Annotated in this window: 17 protein-coding genes; 16 read left to right on the top strand and 1 reads right to left on the bottom strand. The window is 71.4% G+C overall.

Annotated features, from left to right (window positions below; all coding sequences use genetic code 11):
* The 5 genes from QM572_RS19225 to QM572_RS19205 form a co-directional block, all read left to right on the top strand.
* Window positions 1-901, top strand: a 901-nt coding sequence (locus QM572_RS19225) for an esterase/lipase family protein (RefSeq protein WP_415095589.1), incomplete at its 5' end; no start/stop codon positions are given.
* Window positions 902-972: 71 nt separating this feature from the next.
* A complete protein-coding gene (locus QM572_RS19220) occupies window positions 973-1,563 on the top strand; it encodes a ClpP family protease (protein WP_415095588.1) in 591 nt (196 codons plus the stop codon).
* A gap of 1 nt (window position 1,564) precedes the next feature.
* Window positions 1,565-2,170, top strand: coding sequence for an ATP-dependent Clp protease proteolytic subunit (locus tag QM572_RS19215; protein WP_415095587.1), 606 nt, complete (start codon window positions 1,565-1,567; stop codon window positions 2,168-2,170).
* A 19-nt stretch (window positions 2,171-2,189) separates the two neighbouring features.
* On the top strand, window positions 2,190-3,488 hold the full coding sequence (gene clpX, locus QM572_RS19210) for an ATP-dependent Clp protease ATP-binding subunit ClpX (protein ID WP_415095586.1): 1,299 nt from the start codon (window positions 2,190-2,192) through the stop codon (window positions 3,486-3,488).
* A 113-nt stretch (window positions 3,489-3,601) separates the two neighbouring features.
* Window positions 3,602-4,672 carry a hypothetical protein gene (locus QM572_RS19205; protein WP_415095585.1) on the top strand — a complete coding sequence of 357 codons (1,071 nt, stop codon included), beginning with the start codon at window positions 3,602-3,604 and terminating at the stop codon, window positions 4,670-4,672.
* A gap of 123 nt (window positions 4,673-4,795) precedes the next feature.
* On the opposite strand, the gene valS is transcribed toward QM572_RS19205, so the two are convergent.
* Window positions 4,796-7,456 (bottom strand): valine--tRNA ligase, encoded by a 2,661-nt coding sequence (valS, locus tag QM572_RS19200; RefSeq protein WP_415095584.1) that lies wholly within the window; start codon window positions 7,454-7,456, stop codon window positions 4,796-4,798.
* Between the two features lie 95 nt (window positions 7,457-7,551).
* Here valS and QM572_RS19195 point away from each other — a divergent pair, with 95 nt between their 5' ends.
* The 11 genes from QM572_RS19195 to QM572_RS19145 form a co-directional block, all read left to right on the top strand.
* A complete protein-coding gene (locus QM572_RS19195) occupies window positions 7,552-7,788 on the top strand; it encodes a FitA-like ribbon-helix-helix domain-containing protein (RefSeq protein WP_415095583.1) in 237 nt (78 codons plus the stop codon).
* Complete coding sequence (locus QM572_RS19190; RefSeq protein ID WP_415095582.1) at window positions 7,778-8,209, top strand: type II toxin-antitoxin system VapC family toxin; 432 nt, start codon at window positions 7,778-7,780, stop codon at window positions 8,207-8,209. The genes QM572_RS19195 and QM572_RS19190 overlap by 11 nt, the downstream gene beginning before the upstream one ends.
* Before the next feature lie 12 nt (window positions 8,210-8,221).
* Complete coding sequence (locus tag QM572_RS19185; protein ID WP_415095581.1) at window positions 8,222-9,589, top strand: bifunctional folylpolyglutamate synthase/dihydrofolate synthase; 1,368 nt, start codon at window positions 8,222-8,224, stop codon at window positions 9,587-9,589.
* The gene (locus QM572_RS19180; protein WP_415095580.1) at window positions 9,586-10,011 is read left to right on the top strand and encodes a DUF4233 domain-containing protein; all 426 of its coding nucleotides are present in this window, start codon (window positions 9,586-9,588) and stop codon (window positions 10,009-10,011) included. The genes QM572_RS19185 and QM572_RS19180 overlap by 4 nt, the downstream gene beginning before the upstream one ends.
* Entirely contained in the window at window positions 10,008-10,418 is a 411-nt protein-coding gene (ndk, locus tag QM572_RS19175) for a nucleoside-diphosphate kinase (RefSeq protein ID WP_415095579.1), read from the top strand. The genes QM572_RS19180 and ndk overlap by 4 nt, the downstream gene beginning before the upstream one ends.
* A gap of 15 nt (window positions 10,419-10,433) precedes the next feature.
* A complete protein-coding gene (locus QM572_RS19170) occupies window positions 10,434-11,204 on the top strand; it encodes a hypothetical protein (protein ID WP_415095578.1) in 771 nt (256 codons plus the stop codon).
* A gap of 315 nt (window positions 11,205-11,519) precedes the next feature.
* On the top strand, window positions 11,520-12,479 hold the full coding sequence (locus QM572_RS19165) for a rod shape-determining protein (RefSeq protein ID WP_415095577.1): 960 nt from the start codon (window positions 11,520-11,522) through the stop codon (window positions 12,477-12,479).
* The gene (gene mreC / locus QM572_RS19160) at window positions 12,476-13,402 is read left to right on the top strand and encodes a rod shape-determining protein MreC (RefSeq protein ID WP_415095576.1); all 927 of its coding nucleotides are present in this window, start codon (window positions 12,476-12,478) and stop codon (window positions 13,400-13,402) included. Before QM572_RS19165 ends, mreC begins: the two co-directional genes overlap by 4 nt.
* Window positions 13,399-14,001, top strand: coding sequence for a rod shape-determining protein MreD (gene mreD / locus QM572_RS19155; RefSeq protein WP_415095575.1), 603 nt, complete (start codon window positions 13,399-13,401; stop codon window positions 13,999-14,001). Before mreC ends, mreD begins: the two co-directional genes overlap by 4 nt.
* Window positions 13,998-16,112 carry a penicillin-binding protein 2 gene (gene mrdA / locus QM572_RS19150; RefSeq protein ID WP_415095574.1) on the top strand — a complete coding sequence of 705 codons (2,115 nt, stop codon included), beginning with the start codon at window positions 13,998-14,000 and terminating at the stop codon, window positions 16,110-16,112. Before mreD ends, mrdA begins: the two co-directional genes overlap by 4 nt.
* Window positions 16,109-16,684, top strand: a 576-nt coding sequence (locus tag QM572_RS19145) for an FtsW/RodA/SpoVE family cell cycle protein (protein WP_415095573.1), incomplete at its 3' end; no start/stop codon positions are given. The genes mrdA and QM572_RS19145, both read left to right, overlap by 4 nt.

Raw genomic sequence — 16,684 nt, 5'->3', positions numbered from 1 at the left:
CATCGCCAAGGCCGCCGTGGAGCCGGTCGCCAAGGTGGCGGCCCCCGTCGTGAACGCGGCGCTGCCCGCGATGAGGCCGCTCGCCGCGCTGACGACCCCGCTCGGCAAGGTCATCGGGGTGGAGGGCGGCGCGCCGCGGCCCGTCGTCGCGCTCCGTCACGACGGCGCCGACCTGCCGGCGACCGCCGAGGTGGTGGCCCACCTGTTCCCCGAGGCAGCCGACCGGCTGGTGGTGTTCGTCCCGGGCACCGGTGAGGGCGAGGCGGTCTGGCGGGCCCACGCCGCTCAGCTCGGCGGCTCGTACGCCGACCGCCTCACCACCGTCCTCCGCTGGCCCGCGGTGCAGCTGCGCTACGACGCCGGCACCCCGCTCGGTGAGGCCGCTCTCGCGCTGAGCACGCTGTTGCAGGACATCGTCGACGTCTGGCCGACGCCGGTGCGGCGGATCGTCGTGGTCGCCCACGGCGACGCCGGGCTGCTGGTGCGGTCGGCCCTCGCCGTACGCGGTCTGGCGGCGCGGCCGTGGGCGGATCGCGTGAGCGAGCTGGTCGCCCTCGGCACGCCCTCCCTGGGCACCGACACGGAGGCGGTCTCGGGCGGGGTGGGCCGCCGCCTGGACGAGGCGCTCGCGGGGATCGCCGTCGTGCCGAGCTCGGCGCTCGACGTGCCGATGCTCCGGCATGTCGACTACCTCGTCGTCAGCGACCGGCTGCTGAGCCGGGCCAACCCGGTGGGCCGTGCGCTCGGCGACGTGCTGTGGCTGCGGCATCGCGCCTCGCGCAAGGGCCGGCACGTCGTCGATCTCTTCCCGACGGCCGAGCGGTTCGCCCTCGACACCCGCGAGCACCCCCTGGTGAACCACCCCGAGGTGCACGACGCGCTGCTGCGCTGGCTCGCCTGAGACCTTTCGCCTTCGGCGAACAGCGGCGTCAATCCCGTGGAAGTCGGCCTCGCGCCGACTAGGGTCGCCACGTGACTGAGACCAACTTCCTCGCCGAGGATCTCGACAACCGCCTGCTCAAGGAGCGCATCGTCTTCCTCTCCGGCGAGGTCCGCGACGAGAACACCATGAAGGTGCACAAGCAGCTGCTGCTTCTCTCCGCGGCCGACCCCAAGGCGGACATCTACCTCCACATCCACTCGCCCGGAGGCTCGGTCGACGCCGGGTTCATGGTCTACGACACGATGAACTACATCCCCAACGACGTCGTCACCATCTCCGTCGGGATGGCGGCCTCGATGGGCCAGTTCCTCCTCTGCGCCGGCGCGCCGGGCAAGCGCTTCGCGCTGCCGCACAGCCGGATCATGATGCACCAGACCTCGTCGGGCATCGGTGGCTCCGCCTCGGACATCAAGATCCAGGCCGAGGAGTCGAAGAAGCTGAAGAAGACGCTGCTGGAGATCATCGCCCAGCGCAGCGGCAAGAGCTACGACCAGGTCGTCGAGGACGCCGAGCGCGACCGCTGGTTCTCGGCCGAGGAGGCCAAGGAGTACGGCCTCGTCGACCACGTGGTGACGCGAGTCGCCCAGGCACAGACCGGCGAGCTGACGGAGGGCAACTGACATGAACTACTACATCCCGCAGTGGGAAGAGCGCACGTCCTACGGCTTCCGCCGGGTCGACCCGTGGGCCAAGCTCTTCGAGGACCGGATCATCTACCTCGGCACCCCGATCTCGGACGACGTGGCCAACGCGATCATCGCGCAGCTGCTCTGCCTGCAGTCGATGAACCCCGACCAGGACATCTCGATCTACATCAACAGCCCCGGCGGCTCGTTCACCGCGCTGACGGCGATCTACGACACGATCCAGTTCATCAAGCCCGACGTGCAGACCGTCTGCATCGGCCAGGCGGCCTCGGCTGCGGCCGTGCTGCTCGCGGCCGGTGCCCCGGGCAAGCGGCTCGCGCTGCCCAACAGCCGCATCCTCATCCACCAGCCCTACACCGAGGGCACCTTCGGCCAGACGACCGACATCGAGATCCAGGCCAACGAGATCCTCCGCATGCGGACCCTGCTCGAGCGCATGCTCGCCGATCACTCGGGCAAGACCCCGGAGGAGATCAGCCACGACATCGAGCGCGACAAGATCCTCACGGCCGCCGACGCGGTGGCGTACGGTCTGATCGACTCGGTTCTTGAGACGCTCAAGACCCCCGCGCTGGCCTGATTCGTGAAGGAGACTGACCGTGGCACGCATCGGTGACGGAGGCGACCTCCTCAAGTGCTCCTTCTGCGGCAAGTCGCAGAAGCAGGTGAAGAAGCTCATCGCCGGTCCCGGCGTCTACATCTGCGACGAGTGCATCGATCTCTGCAACGAGATCATCGAGGAGGAGCTGTCGGAGGGCGCGGACGTCGAGCTCGCCGACCTGCCGAAGCCCCGGGAGATCTTCGAGTTCCTCAACTCCTACGTCATCGGCCAGGAGCAGGCGAAGAAGTCCCTCGCGGTCGCGGTCTACAACCACTACAAGCGGGTCCAGGCGGGTCTCCAGCCGCTGGCCGGCGGGTCGGGCAAGCACACCAAGGACGAGACCGTCGAGGTCGCGAAGTCCAACATCCTGGTGATCGGCCCGACCGGCTGCGGCAAGACCTACCTCGCCCAGACGCTCGCGCGGATGCTCAACGTCCCGTTCGCGATCGCCGACGCCACCGCCCTCACCGAGGCGGGCTACGTCGGCGAGGACGTCGAGAACATCCTGCTCAAGCTCATCCAGGCCGCCGACTACGACGTCAAGAAGGCCGAGACCGGGATCATCTACATCGACGAGATCGACAAGGTCGCCCGCAAGGCGGAGAACCCGTCGATCACCCGCGACGTGTCCGGCGAGGGCGTGCAGCAGGCGCTGCTGAAGATCATCGAGGGCACGACCGCCTCGGTGCCGCCGCAGGGCGGCCGCAAGCACCCGCACCAGGAGTTCATCCAGATCGACACCACGAACATCCTGTTCGTCGTCGGCGGGGCGTTCGCCGGGCTGGAGCACATCATCGAGCAGCGGGTCGGCAAGAAGACGCTCGGCTTCACCGCCGAGGTGAAGACCAATGCGGAGAAGGAGGCGGAGGACCTCTTGCAGTACGTCCGCCCCGAGGACCTCACCAAGTTCGGCCTGATCCCCGAGTTCATCGGCCGCCTGCCCCTGATCGCGAGCGTCAACAAGCTCGACCAGGCGGCGCTCGTCCAGATCCTGACCGAGCCGCGCAACGCCCTGGTCAAGCAGTACCAGAAGCTCTTCGAGCTCGACGGCGTCGAGCTGGAGTTCACCAGTGACGCGATCGAGGCGATCGCCGACAAGGCCCTCGAGCGCCAGACCGGTGCTCGCGGCCTGCGGGCCATCATCGAGGAGGTCCTCCTCCACGTGATGTACGAGGTGCCCTCGCGCGGCGACATCGCCAAGGTCATCGTGACCCGTGCGGTCGTGGACGGCGAGGACACCCCGACGTTGGTGCCGCTCTCGGCCTCCGCGGACAAGCAGAAGAAGAAGTCGGCCTGAGCGGGGCATCTCCGGCATAGTCCTTCTGGGCCATTTGTCCCGGGACACGGTGTCGCCCGCGTCGTGGGTTGCCACAATGGTGCGCACCTGATCGGGACAGGGGAGGTGAGGGCATGACGGCAGCCGAACGGCGGGCCCCTCTGGCCGCATTCCTCGTCCTGGTCATCGCCGCGGTGCTGATGCTCGCGCACGCCTTGCGCCCGGAGTCGGTGGCCCGGGTCTTCGTGGCCCCCGCGCAGTCGGTCGTCGCCGGCGCTCGGCTGATCCCGCTCTCCGAGCAGGTGATCGCCGCCGGCGGTCACTCGGTCGCCCTGGGCTCCGCCGGGGCCGAGCCGGCGCCGCAGCCGGCGTCCCTCGACCAGGTGGTCACCCACATCGAGGACGCGACCGGGGGCCGCGTCGGCACCGGGTCCCGGAGCGCGTCGGGCACGAGCGGCTCCGGTGGCTCTGGCGGCTCTGGCCGCTCGGGTTCCTCCGCTGCCGCCACGGGCAGCAGCTCGACGGGGTCGGGAAGCGGCGAGCTCCTCGAGCAGGCCACCGCGGCCGTCGGCACCGTCGTGACGACAGCCACGGGCATCGTGAACGGCGTCGTGTCCGGCACGGCGTCCACGGTGACCTCCGCGCAGGGCTCGGCCGGCGACTCCGCCTCGGCGACGTCAGCCGCCGCCTCCTCGACCTCGGCCGCGAGCAGCACCGTGTCGTCGGTCGTCAGCTCCGTCGCCCACGCCTTCGGCCTGTCCGGCGCCTCGGCGGCCGGCACGACGACCTTGGGCGGTCGCGACTCCGGCTCGGATTCCGACTCCGCCGACGCCGACTCCGCGGACGCGACGACCTCGTCCTCCTCGTCGGGCAGCTCGGGCAGCTCGAGCACGACGTCCTCGCGCGGCGTGCGCTCGTCGCACCGTGCCTCCGGCTCGGCGGCGCGATCCACCCCCTCGGCGCACTCGACGCGTGCCGGTCGGAGCGGCTCTCGTGGCAGCCGGTCCGGCACCCGTTCCTCGACCACGCCGTCCTCGACGACCGTCCAGGCGGCGCCGACGGCGCCCACCGCCGGGACAGGTCGCGGCACGAGGCCCTCCCATGGTGGCCGGGGCAAGGTCACCGCGACGGCGACGACCGCGGTTCCCTCGGCGACCTCCGCCTCGTCGTCGGCCGGGCGGCACGCGGGCCACTCCCACCGCTGACCCGCCTCGCGCCCTCACCGCGAACCCGTCCGGGCCGCGACGTCGCGGCCCCTGGGAGGTCTCGCCGGGGGCCTGCAGGTCCCGTGGAGTGTGCGAAAAGGCGCGGCGGTGTCGGCGGTCCGGCTACTCCGCGGCCGGGGCCACCGGCGCCAGCTCGGCGGTGACGGTGAGCTCGGTGAGGGTGTCGTCGACGGCGTACGCGATCTCGCCGGTGACCTTCGCGGCCTTGCGCAGGTCGGGGTCGGCCTTCTCCGCGCCGCGGACGAGGGACGCCGGCCCGGTGACCGTCGCGGAGGAGAGCTCGGCGCGCATCGAGACCTTGGCCTGCGACTTCACGCCCCGGAGCCCGGTCAGCGCGGCGGCGACGCCGTCGAGGAGCGAGCCGTCGGCGGCCGCCGCGGAGCCGAGCTCGAGCGGCTCGGGCCACGGCGCACGGTGGATCGATCCCTTCTCGGGACCCTGCCACCACGACCAGACCTCCTCGGTCGCGTAGGGCAGGAAGGGCGCGAGCAGCCGCAGCTGGACGTGCAGCGCGAGCGCGAGGGTCGCCTTGGCCGACACCGTGGCGGAGCCGCCCTCGGCGTCGTACGCACGCTCCTTCACGAGCTCGACGTAGTCGTCGCAGAACTCCCAGAAGAACTTCTCGCACGTTTCGAGCGCGGTGGTGTAGTCGTAGGACTCGAAGGCGGCGGTCGAGCGCTCGACGACGTCGCGCAGCCGCGCGATGAGCGCGACGTCGACGGGCTCGGAGATCAGCGCGGTGCTGGTCTCGGTGGCGCCGACGGAGCCGAGGACGAACTTCGAGGCGTTGAGGACCTTGAGCGCGAGCCGGCGGCCGACCTTCATCTGGGTCTCGTCGAAGGGCGAGTCGAGGCCGGGGCGGGTCATCGCGGCGCGCCAGCGGACGGCGTCGGCGCCGTACTTCTCGAGGATCTCGGTCGGGACGACGACGTTGCCCTTGGACTTCGACATCTTCTTGCGGTCGGGGTCGAGGATCCAGCCGGACAGCATCGCGTGCGACCAGGGCAGCTCGCCGTTCTCGAGATGCGCGCGCACGACGCGGCCGAAGAGCCAGGTGCGGATGATCTCGTGGCTCTGCGTGCAGAGATCCATCGGGAAGACGCGGGAGAAGAGGTCGGGGTCGGTCTCCCACCCGCCGGCGATCTGCGGGGTCAGGGACGACGTCGCCCACGTGTCCATCACGTCGGGGTCGCCGATGAAGCCGCCCGGCTTGCCGCGCTGGTCCTCGGTGAAGCCGTCGGGCAGGTCGGTCGACGGGTCGACCGGCAGCCGGTCCTCGCTCGCGAGCAGCGGCTCGTCGTACGCCGGCTCGCCGTCCTGGTCGAGGCGGTACCAGACCGGGAAGGGGACACCGAAGAACCGCTGGCGACTGATCAGCCAGTCGCCGTTGAGGCCGGAGACCCAGTTGTCGTAGCGGCGGCGCATGTGCTCGGGCAGCCAGGTGATCTTCCCGCCCTCGGCGAGGAGGTCGTCGCGCAGCGCGGCGTCGCGGCCGCCGTTGGTGATGTACCACTGCCGGGTGGCGACGATCTCGAGCGGCTTCTCGCCGCGCTCGTAGAACGGCGCGACGCGCTGGGTCGGCTTGGGGTCGGCCTTGAGGTCGCCGGTCTCGCGGAGCTTCGCGACCATCGCCTCGCGGGCGGAGTGGACGGTCTTCCCGGCCAGCTCGCCGGCGTAGAAGGCGGCTCCCCCGGCGTCGCCGCCGACAGGCGCCAGCCACTCCGGGGTCTCGCGGGAGAAGCGGCCGTCGCGGCCGACGACGGTGCGAACCGGCAGGTTCAGCTCGCGCCACCAGACCACGTCGGTCGGGTCGCCGAAGGTGCAGCACATGAGGATGCCGGAGCCCTTGTCCATCTCGACGAGAGGGCTGAAGAGCACGGGGACCTCGACGCCGAAGACCGGCGAGGTGGCCGTGGCTCCGGCGAGGTGGGCGAAGCGCTCGTCGTCCGGGTGGGCGAGGATCGCGACGACCGAGGGGATCAGCTCGGGACGGGTGGTCTCGATGACGATCTCGTCCGGCCGGCCGTCGGCGAGCACGGCCGAGAACGCCACCTCGTGGTAGGCGCCGGGGTAGTCCCGGTTCTCCAGCTCGGCCTGGGCGACCGCGGTCTGGAAGGTGACGTCCCAGAGCGTCGGGGCGTCCTGCAGATAGGCCTCACCGCGCGCGAGGTTCCGCAGGAAGGCGCGCTGGCTCGCCGTCCGCGCGGCGTCGCCGATGGTGGCGTACTGGTGCGACCAGTCGTAGGAGACGCCCAGCGTGCGCCACAGCGCCTCGAAGACCTTCTCGTCCTCCTCGACGAGCTGCGCGCAGAGCTCGATGAAGTTCGGCCGGCTGATCGGGATCTGGCGCTTGGGGTCGGGCTTCTCGGGGGGCGTGAACGAGGCGTCGTACGGCAGCGAGGGGTCGCAGCGGACGCCGTAGTAGTTCTGCACCCGGCGCTCGGTCGGGAGGCCGTTGTCGTCCCACCCGATGGGGTAGAAGACGGCCTTGCCGCGCATCCGCTGGAAGCGCGCGATCAGGTCGGGGTGGGTGTAGCTGAACACGTGTCCGACGTGCAGGCTGCCGCTCACGGTCGGCGGGGGAGTGTCGATCGAGTAGACGTTCTCTCGCGGCTGCGTGCGGTCGAACGCGTAGGTCTCCTCGTCCTTCCAGACCTGCGCCCACTTCGCCTCGAGACCCTCGAGCACCGGCTTGTCCGGTACGACGACGGCGCGCTGCTGCGTGCCGGTCGTGGTCTCGGGGGCGTCGGTGATCTCGGTCATGCCCGAAATCCTAGAGTCGCCGTGCCCGTCGCCGCGAAACGAGCGGTCGGCACAGTGCTAGCAAAGACGCTAGCATCGTGCCTATCATGGCGGGCATGCCCGCACTGCATATCCGCAATGTCTCGGAGGAGACGGTGGCCGCGCTCAAGGCGAAGGCGGCCGCACACGGCCGTTCGCTCGAGGCGGAGTTGCGGGTCGTGCTCGACGAGGCGGCCTCCCGGCCCACTTCCCGATCGCCTCGCAAGCTCAATCTGACCTTCGTCGGCAGCGGGACCACGGAGCCTTTCGATCGGCATGACCTCTACTCGGACGATGATCCCGATGGTCGCTGAGCGCGCGCTCGTCGACACCAACGTCCTCATCTCGGCAGTTGACCCGGATCGACGCGACCACGCCTCGGCCCTCGCGTTGCTCGAAGGTGGTCACGACCTGGTGGTCGCTCCGCAGGTCGCGCGGGAGTTCCTGGGTGCTTGCACGCGTCCCATCGCCGACAACGGCCTCGGACACGACCCCGCGGTCGCGGCGGCGAACCTCCGCGAGCTGCTCAGCGCGCTGGCGATCGTCGAGGAGGACGAAGTAGTGACTCATCGACTCATCAGCTTCGTCGGCGCCGATCGCGCCCGCGGCAAGCAGGTGCACGACGCCCATCTCGTGGCGACCGCGCTGCGTCACGGAGTGACGCGGATCATCACCTCCAACCGCAGGCACTTCGAGCGGTTCGCCGATCTCATCGACGTCGTGCCCCTGTCCTAGTCTTGTGGGGCCATGACCGAGCTCCCCGCCGCGCGACCCGCCCAGACCTACGCCGAGGCCGAGGACGCGCTGCTGTCCCGCTGGCCGGAGACGAAGCTGGAGCCGAGCTTGATGCGGATCCGCGCCTTCGCCGAGCTGCTCGGCGACCCCCAGGACGCGTACCCGGTGATCCACCTGACCGGCACGAACGGCAAGACCTCGACCAGCCGGATGATCGACACCCTGCTGCGCGCGCTCGACCTGCGCACCGGCCGCTTCACCTCCCCGCACGTGGAGAGGATGAGCGAGCGCATCTCGATCGACGGCGAGCCGCTCGGCGACGAGCAGTTCGTGGACGCGTTCAACGACGTGGCGCCGTACACGCATCTCGTGGACCTGGACCAGCCCTTCCCGCTCTCCTTCTTCGAGACGGTCGTCGGGATGGCCTACGCGAAGTTCGCCGAGGCGCCCGTCGACGTCGCGGTCGTCGAGGTCGGCATGGGCGGCGCGTGGGACGCGACCAACGTCGCCGACGGCACCGTCGCCGTGGTCACGCCGATCGGCCTCGACCACACGCAGTACCTCGGCACGACGACGACCGCCATCGCGCGGGAGAAGTCGGGGATCATCAAGCCCGGCGCGACCGTCGTCGTCGCCGCCCAGACCCCCGACGTGCTCGAGGTGCTGCAGGAGCGGGCCGACGAGGTCGGCGCCCGGCTGCTGCTCGAGGGTCGCGACTTCGGCGTCCTCGCCACCACGGCGGCCGTCGGCGGCCAGGTGCTCTCGCTCAAGGGCGTCCGCGGGGAGTACGACGACCTCTTCCTGCCCCTGTACGGCGCTCACCAGGCCCAGAACGCGGCCGTCGCCCTCGCCGCGGTCGAGGCGTTCACCGGCGCGGCCGACGGCACCGGCGCCCTGCTCGGCGACGAGCTGGTCCGCGACGCCTTCGCCAAGGTCACCTCGCCGGGTCGCCTGGAGATCGTGCGCCGCAGTCCCACGATCGTGCTGGACGCCGCGCACAACCCGCACGGCGCCGAGGCGACCGCCGCCGCGCTCGAGGACTCCTTCTCGTTCTCCCCGCTCGTCGGCGTCATCGGCGTGATGGGGGACAAGGACGCCGAGGGCCTGCTGGCGGCGTTCGAGCCCCATCTGGAGCACCTCGTCGTCACGCAGAACTCCCAGTCCCGTGCCATGCGCGCCGCCCGCCTCGGCGAGATCGCCATCCCGATCTTCGGCGAGGACCGGGTCACCGTGGTCGCCGACCTGGCCACCGCCATCGACGCCGCGGCCGCCTTGGCCGAGAGCGACTCCGCCGACTCGCTGAGCTCGGGCGCCGTCCTCGTCACGGGGTCGGTGGTCACCGTGGGCGAGGCCCGTCGGCTGTTGGGAGGCCCGAAGTGAGCCACGACTTCGAGCAGTCGAACGACCTCACCCCGCTGGACTCGGCGGTCGACCCCGAGCGGACCAAGTCGCCGCGGCGCGGGATGTGCGCCGCCGTACTCTCCCTCGAGGCCATCACGCTCGGCCTCACCACGCCGGTGATGATCAGCGTCCACGACGTCTCCGCCGGCACCGGCGTGCTCGTCGGCGTCGGGCTGCTCGTGCTCTGCCTGCTGACCGCGGGCCTGCTGCGGAGGCCGTGGGCCTACTACCTCGGCTGGGCGATCCAGGTCGCGGCGGTCGCCCTCGGCCTCGTCGTCGGCATCATGATCGTGCTCGGCCTGATCTTCGGGCTGCTGTGGGGGATGGCCGACCTGCTCGGTCGCAGGATCGAGAGGGAGCGCGCGGCCGCGTTCGCCGCCTTCGATAGGGTCGCGCCATGAGTGAGCGCACGTTCGTCATCCTCAAGCCCGACGCGGTGAGGCGCGGGCTGGTGGGGGAGATCCTCGCCCGCTACGAGCGCAAGGGCCTCGCGATCGTGACCCTCGACTTCCGCACCATCGACGCCGCCACGGCCGACCAGCACTACGCCGAGCACGTCGAGAAGGACTGGTACCCGCCGCTGCGGGACTTCATCACCTCCGGCCCCCTCGTCCCGCTCGTCCTCGAGGGCGACGAGGCGATCGCGGTCATCCGGGCCGTCAACGGAGCGACGGACGGCCGCAAGGCGGCGCCGGGCACGGTGCGCGGCGACCTCTCGCTCTCCGGCCGTGAGAACCTCGTGCACGCCTCGGACTCGACCGAGTCGGCCGCGCGGGAGATCGCGCTCTGGTTCCCCGGCCTCGCCTGAGCGCGACCGACGACGATGAGCGCGACGGCGATGGAGGTCACCGAGGTCGACACCATGGCCGAGGTCCGCGCCGTGTCCACGCTCTTCACCGACGTCTGGGGACAGACCGACGAGGGCGCGCCGGTGCACAGCGAGGTGATGAAGAGCCTCGTCCACGCCGGGGGCGCCGTGACGGTCGCCCGTGACGGCGAGCGGCTGCTGGGTGCCGCGGTGCTCACGCCGGCGACACCGGCCGGGACGGCGTACTCGCTGCTGGCGGCGGTCGCCCCCGGCACCTCCGACCGCGGGATCGGGCGCGCGCTCAAGTTGCGGCAGCGCGAGTGGGCCCTCGCCCGCGGTCTGACGCAGATCCGGTGGACCTTCGACCCGCTCGTCGCGCGCAACGCCCGGTTCAACCTCAGCGTGCTCGGCGCGACCGCCTCGGAGTACGAGCAGGCGTTCTACGGCGTGATGTCCGACGACCTCAACGGCGACGACGAGGCCGACCGCCTCGTGGCGATCTGGGAGCTGGCGCCCGAGCCGCCCGCCCCGGGCGCGGAGGAGCTGCAGCTCGGCGGTACGCCGTCGGCCGACGGCCCCGACGGCGACCCGTTTCTCCGCCTGGACGGGGACGCTCGCTGGATCCGCGTCCCGCGCGACATCGTCGCCCTGCGCCGCACCCGGCCCGCCCAGGCCAGCGCGTGGCGCGAGGTGGTGCGCGAGCAGTTCCTCGACGCCTTCGCCGCCGATCTCGTCGCCACCGGCGTCAGCCGCTCCAGCTGGTACCACCTCACCCCCCGCCCCTGACCCGAGTGGGGCCTCCCCTCAGCCGAATGGGGCCTCCGCGCGGGTCGAATGGGGTCTCCGGGCGGGTCGAGTGGGGCCTCCGGGTGGGTCGAGTGGGGTCTCCGTTCCGCGTGCCCCGCGCCGGGGTGACGCAAGCCCCTACTCGTCGTGAGGGGAGGCCCTACTCGGCGTGAGGGGAGACGTCACATCAGTCACACCTGTCACCTGGTTCACGGCGTGTCAGACCGAGCCGACGGCGTACCGGCACCTAGCCTCGGACGCAGACGCGCTGTCCTGTCGCGTCCCTTCCCCGAATACAGGACGTGGGGCATCACGATGGCGAGCAGTCTGAGGAGCTTCGTCGGCCGTGACATGGCGGTCGACCTGGGCACGTCCACCACGCAGGTCCACGCGCGTGGCAGGGACGTGGTGTTCACCCTGCCCACGCACCCGGCCGACGCGAGCGGGCCGACCCCGGTCCGCGGCGGTGTGATCGCCGACTTCGACGCCTGCGTCGACCTGCTCCGGGCGGCGGTCTGGCAGGTCCACCAGCGCCGCTACCTCGCCCGCCCCCGGATGCTCCTCGCGGTCCCCGCGCTGACCACCGCGGTCGAGCGCCGCGCGGTCAAGGAGGCCGCCTATCAGGCGGGCGCGCGCGAGGTCGTCCTCGTGGACGCCCCGCTGATGGCGGCGCTCGGCGCCGGGCTCCCCGTCCACCGGCCGGCCGGCACGATGGTCGTCACCCTGGGCGCCGGGCTCACCGAGATCGCCGTGCTCAGCCTCGGCGGGGTCGTCGCCTCCACGTCAGCGCGCGTCAGCGGCGCGGACCTCGACCGCTCGATCTCCTCCTGGCTGCGTGCCGAGCGCGGACTGGTCGTCGCCGAGGAGCTGGCCCGCGAGCTCAAGCTCGAGCTCGGCACCGCCTGGCCCCTGGCCGACGCCGCGACGCGCGAGATCACCTCGCGCGACATCAGCGGCATGACCCGCGACGCCACCGTCGCCGGCGGCGATCTCCGCCGCGCGCTGGCAGCGCCGCTGGCCGACATCGTCGAGGCGATCGGCACGATGCTCGACACCACGCCCGGTCTCGGCGACAACATCCGCGACCACGGCCTCGTCATCGCCGGCGGTGGCGCCCAGCTGCCCGGGCTGGACACGCTCCTGAGCCACGAGCTCGAGCTCCCCGTCCTCGTCGCGCCCGACCCGGTCCACGCCGTCGTCGTCGGCACCGGCCGCTGCGTCGACGACGCCGAGCTGCTCCGCACCGTCGTGCGCACGGCCAGGAGCGCCGCATGACGCTGCTCGACCAGCCGCGCGAGCGGCTCAACCGGCGCGGTGGCCTCGAGCGTCGCCCGCGCGGCCCGCAGCGCTCGACCATCGTGGCGCTGGTGCTCGCCTGCGCCGTCCTCATCGTGCTCGACCTGACCAGTCCGGTGCTCTCGCCGCTGCGGCGGCTGGCCGGCGAGGTCTACGGCCCGCTGGAGACCGGGATGGCCCACGTCGCGCGCCCGATCACCAGCATCCCGGACTGGCTCCGCACGCAGAGCGACCTCCGTGCCGATGTACGCCGTCTGGAGGCGACCAACGCCGAGCTGAGCCAGCAGCTGGCCACGACGGACTACGGCCGCAACCGCCTCGCCGAGTACGACGGCCTCAGCTCGACCGCGAAGGACATCGGCTACGAGCTGGTCCCCGCGCGCGTCGTCGGCTACGGCGCCGCCCAGAGCTTCGAGCGCACCGTGACCATCGACGCCGGCTCCGACGCCGGCGTGGCCGCCGACATGACCGTCGTCGCCGCCCAGGGTCTCGTGGGCCGGGTGCTGCGGGTCACCCGCGACACGGCCACCGTGCTGCTCATCGCCGACGCCGACTCGGTCGTCGGCGGCCGGGTCGGGTCGAGCATGGAGGTCGGCTTCGTGCACGGCCGCGGCGAGCTCGGCAAGGACGCCGCGCTCGATCTCGAGCTGGTCGACCAGACCGACGTTCCGAAGCAGGGCGACACGGTCGTCACGTGGGGGAGCGGCAAGGGCGCGCCCTACGTCTCCGGTGTGCCGATCGGCACCGTGGACTCGGTCTACACGAGCGTGCGCGACTCGACCCAGCGCGCCCGCGTCACGCCCCTCGTGAGCTTCTCCACCCTCGACCTCGTCGGCGTGGCCGTCCCGGGCGGGACCCAGAGCGACCGCGCCGTCATCGACCAGGACGGGGTCCTCCGATGAACCGTCCCGCCCTCTCCCGGCCCGCCCCGATCGACCTGCGCCGCCTGGCCCCGCCGGTGCGGCGGGTGCTCCCGTGGGCGCTCGCGGCCCTTCTCGTCAGTCTTGCGCTGGTGCTCCAGGTGAGCCTCTTCGGCGCCTTCGCCTGGCACGGCGTCGTCCCGGATCTCGTGCTGCTGGTCGTCGTCGCCGCGGCGCTGGTCCGCGGCAGCGAGTTCGGCATCGTGCTCGGCTTCGCCTCCGGGCTGCTGCTCGACCTGGCCCCGCCGGCCGATCACCTGGCCGGACGCTGGGCGCTGGCGCTGCTCGTCGTCGGGTACGTCGCCGGGCGGGTCCGCGAGGTGACCGACGAGCAGGGGGCCACGCTCCGGCTGCCGACGGCCCTGGCCTCCGGCGTGGCCTGCAGCGCGGTCGGCGGCAGCGTCTTCGCGCTGACCGGCCTGGTGCTGCGCGACCCGGCGATGGCGATGGACGGGCTCGTCGAGCCGCTCGTCGCCTCGGTCGTGTGGGACGTGCTGCTGACGGCCGCCGTCGTCCCGCCGGTCATGCTCGCCTTCCGCCGCCTGGACCGGGTCAGCCGCCTCGGAGGAGCCGCGGGATGAGCTCGGCCGGCACCACCTCGCGCCTGCGGCTGATCGTGCTGCAGGCGCTGGTGTTCTCCCTGCTGGCGACCTTGCTGGCCCGGCTGTGGTGGCTCCAGGTCGACCAGGGCGACACCTACCAGGCCAAGGCCGCCTCGCAGTCCGTCCGCGAGGTGACGATCCAGCCCACCCGCGGGCTCATCGTCGACGACATGGGCCGCACGCTCGTCACCAACCGCAAGGCGTGGCAGGTGAGCATCGACAAGAACACGCTCGCCAAGCTCGACAGCGACGACCGTGCCGAGCTGCTCACCCGGGTCAGCAAGGCGACCGGCGTCAAGGTCGCGAAGATCCAGAAGACGCTCGACGAGTGGAACGGCTCGCGCTACGAGGCGGTCCCGATCGCGACCGACGTCGCGGAGAAGGTCGCGCTCGCCATCCTCGAGCAGCCTGAGGACTACCCTGCGGTGACCGCCGAGCAGCAGACCGTCCGCGACTACACCGAGCCCTACGGCGTCAACCTCGCCCACGTGCTCGGCTACCTCTCGCCGGTGACCGACAAGGAGTACGCCGCCGCCAAGGAGGCCGGCGACTCCACGGTCAACGCGACCTCCTCCGTCGGCCGCGCCGGCGTCGAGAAGGAGTACGACGAGTGGCTCCGCGGTGTCCCCGGCGAGACCTCGGTCCCGGTCGACTCCCTCGGCCGGCCGACCGGCGAGGGCAGCACCACCGAGGCCCAGGCCGGCGACACGCTCGTGACGAGCATCGACGCCAAGGTGCAGTCGGTCGTCGAGGAGCAGCTGCACGACGCGATCACCACGGCCCGCTCGACCTACGACACCGTCACGCACAAGAACTACGTCGCCGACTCCGGCGCCGCGATCGTGATGGAGGCGAAGACCGGCCGGATCGTCGCCATGGCCAGCCAGCCGACGTACGACCCCAGCGTCTGGGTGGGCGGCATCACGAGCAAGCAGCTCGAGAGCCTCACCAGCGAGGCCTCGGGCAACCCGCTGCTCGCGCGCGCCTTCCAGGGCCAGTTCGCGCCGGGCTCGACCTGGAAGCCGATCATGACCACCGGCGCCATCACCGGCGGGATGAGCACCGACACCAAGCTCGCCTGCAGCAGCGGGCTCCAGATCGGCAACCGCTGGTTCAAGAACTACGAGTCCGCCTCCTACGGCAACATCACGTTCGCCCAGGCGCTGCAGATCTCCTGCGACACCTTCTTCTACCGCGTCGGCCTGAGCTACTGGAACAAGTACGGCTCCGACCCGGCCGACGCCGACGCCAAGGACCCGCTGGCCGCGGCCGCGCACAGCTTCGGCTTCGGCGAGAAGACCGGCGTCGACCTGCCCGGCGAGGTCAGCGGCCGGGTCGGCGACCGGAAATGGCGCGACAGCTACTACCAGGCCACCAAGAAGTCCTACTGCGACCTCGACAAGAAGATCCAGAAGGGCACCGCCGACAAGGACCTCTCGGAGTTCACCAAGGTCTTCGCCCACGAGTTCTGCCTGGAGGGCAACTACTTCCGCCAGGGCGACGCCGCCAACTTCACCATCGGCCAGGGCGACAACCTCGTCACCCCGCTGCAGCTCGCCCGCGCCTACGCGGCGATCTCCAACGGCGGCAAGCTCTACGCCCCGACCGTCGGCAAGGCGATCGTCTCCGAGGACGGGACCGTCCTGAAGACGATCAAGCCCACGCTCCTCCGCAAGGTGAAGGTGTCGAAGAAGGCGATCGACTATGTCAACGAGGCGCTGCTCGGCACGCCGAAGGTCGGCACGCTCGCGTGGAAGTTCCACGACATCCCGCTCGACAAGGTCCACATCCGCGGCAAGACCGGCTCGGCCGAGGTCAACGACAAGCAGTCGACCTCCTGGGTCGCCACCTTCGACGACAACTACGTCGTGATCATGATGGTCACCCAGGGCGGCACCGGCTCCGGCACCGCCGGCACGCCCGTCGAGAACATCTGGAAGGCCCTGTACGGCGTCCAGGACGACCTGTCGCTCGACGACTCCGAGACCGCCATCTCCGGCACCACGCCGCCGAAGGACCTGCCGACGTTCGCGACGAACGGCGACATCCTGCCGCCCTCCTCGACCAGCTCGAAGGGGGAGGACCAGTGAGGCAGTCCAGCCCCGGCTTCACGCCGCGCCGCGTCGACTGGATCCTGCTGGGGGCCGTCCTCGGCCTCGTCTCGCTCTCCGTCATGCTGGTGTGGTCGGCGACCGCCAACCGCGACGCGCTGACCGGCGGCGACTCCGGCGCCTTCTTCCGCAAGCAGCTCACCAACGTCATCGTCGGACTGGTGCTCATGGCGGTCGTCGCGGTGCTCGGCCACCGCTGGATGCGGGTCGGGGCGCCGGTGATCTACCTCGGCGCGGTCGTGGGGCTCGTGCTGGTCCTGACCAACGGGGTCACGATCAACGGCTCCCGCTCGTGGCTCGAGCTCGGCGGGATGTCGCTGCAGCCCTCGGAGCTCGCCAAGCTCGCGGTCGTGGTGGGCATGGCGCTCGTGCTCGCCCGCCGCTCGCGCGACCGGCCTGCGGGGGCCCCGGTGAACGGCCGCGACGTGCTCGCGATGCTGGCCGTGGCGGCCGTGCCCGGCGTACTCATCGTCGCGCAGCCGGACCTCGGCACCACGCTCGTCCTCGCGGCCACGGTCTTCGGCGTCCTGGCCGCCGCGGGCGCGCCGCTG

The organism is Nocardioides sp. (genome assembly GCF_047607365.1).
Lineage (GTDB): Bacteria > Actinomycetota > Actinomycetes > Propionibacteriales > Nocardioidaceae > Nocardioides.
Note: the sequence above shows the minus strand (reverse complement) of the source record. Positions and strands in the feature narration are given on the sequence as shown.

Bases quoted from the DNA above. Each gene is read 5' to 3' on its own strand.
- QM572_RS19215 (WP_415095587.1), top strand. From the start codon at position 1,565: ATGAACTACTACATCCCGCAGTGGGAAGAGCGCACGTCCTACGGCTTC.
- QM572_RS19205 (WP_415095585.1), top strand. From the start codon at position 3,602: ATGACGGCAGCCGAACGGCGGGCCCCTCTGGCCGCATTCCTCGTCCTG.
- valS (WP_415095584.1), bottom strand. From the start codon at position 7,456: ATGACCGAGATCACCGACGCCCCCGAGACCACGACCGGCACGCAGCAG.
- QM572_RS19195 (WP_415095583.1), top strand. From the start codon at position 7,552: ATGCCCGCACTGCATATCCGCAATGTCTCGGAGGAGACGGTGGCCGCG.
- QM572_RS19190 (WP_415095582.1), top strand. From the start codon at position 7,778: ATGGTCGCTGAGCGCGCGCTCGTCGACACCAACGTCCTCATCTCGGCA.
- QM572_RS19185 (WP_415095581.1), top strand. From the start codon at position 8,222: ATGACCGAGCTCCCCGCCGCGCGACCCGCCCAGACCTACGCCGAGGCC.
- ndk (WP_415095579.1), top strand. From the start codon at position 10,008: ATGAGTGAGCGCACGTTCGTCATCCTCAAGCCCGACGCGGTGAGGCGC.
- QM572_RS19170 (WP_415095578.1), top strand. From the start codon at position 10,434: ATGAGCGCGACGGCGATGGAGGTCACCGAGGTCGACACCATGGCCGAG.
- QM572_RS19165 (WP_415095577.1), top strand. From the start codon at position 11,520: ATGGCGAGCAGTCTGAGGAGCTTCGTCGGCCGTGACATGGCGGTCGAC.
- mreC (WP_415095576.1), top strand. From the start codon at position 12,476: ATGACGCTGCTCGACCAGCCGCGCGAGCGGCTCAACCGGCGCGGTGGC.
- mreD (WP_415095575.1), top strand. From the start codon at position 13,399: ATGAACCGTCCCGCCCTCTCCCGGCCCGCCCCGATCGACCTGCGCCGC.
- mrdA (WP_415095574.1), top strand. From the start codon at position 13,998: ATGAGCTCGGCCGGCACCACCTCGCGCCTGCGGCTGATCGTGCTGCAG.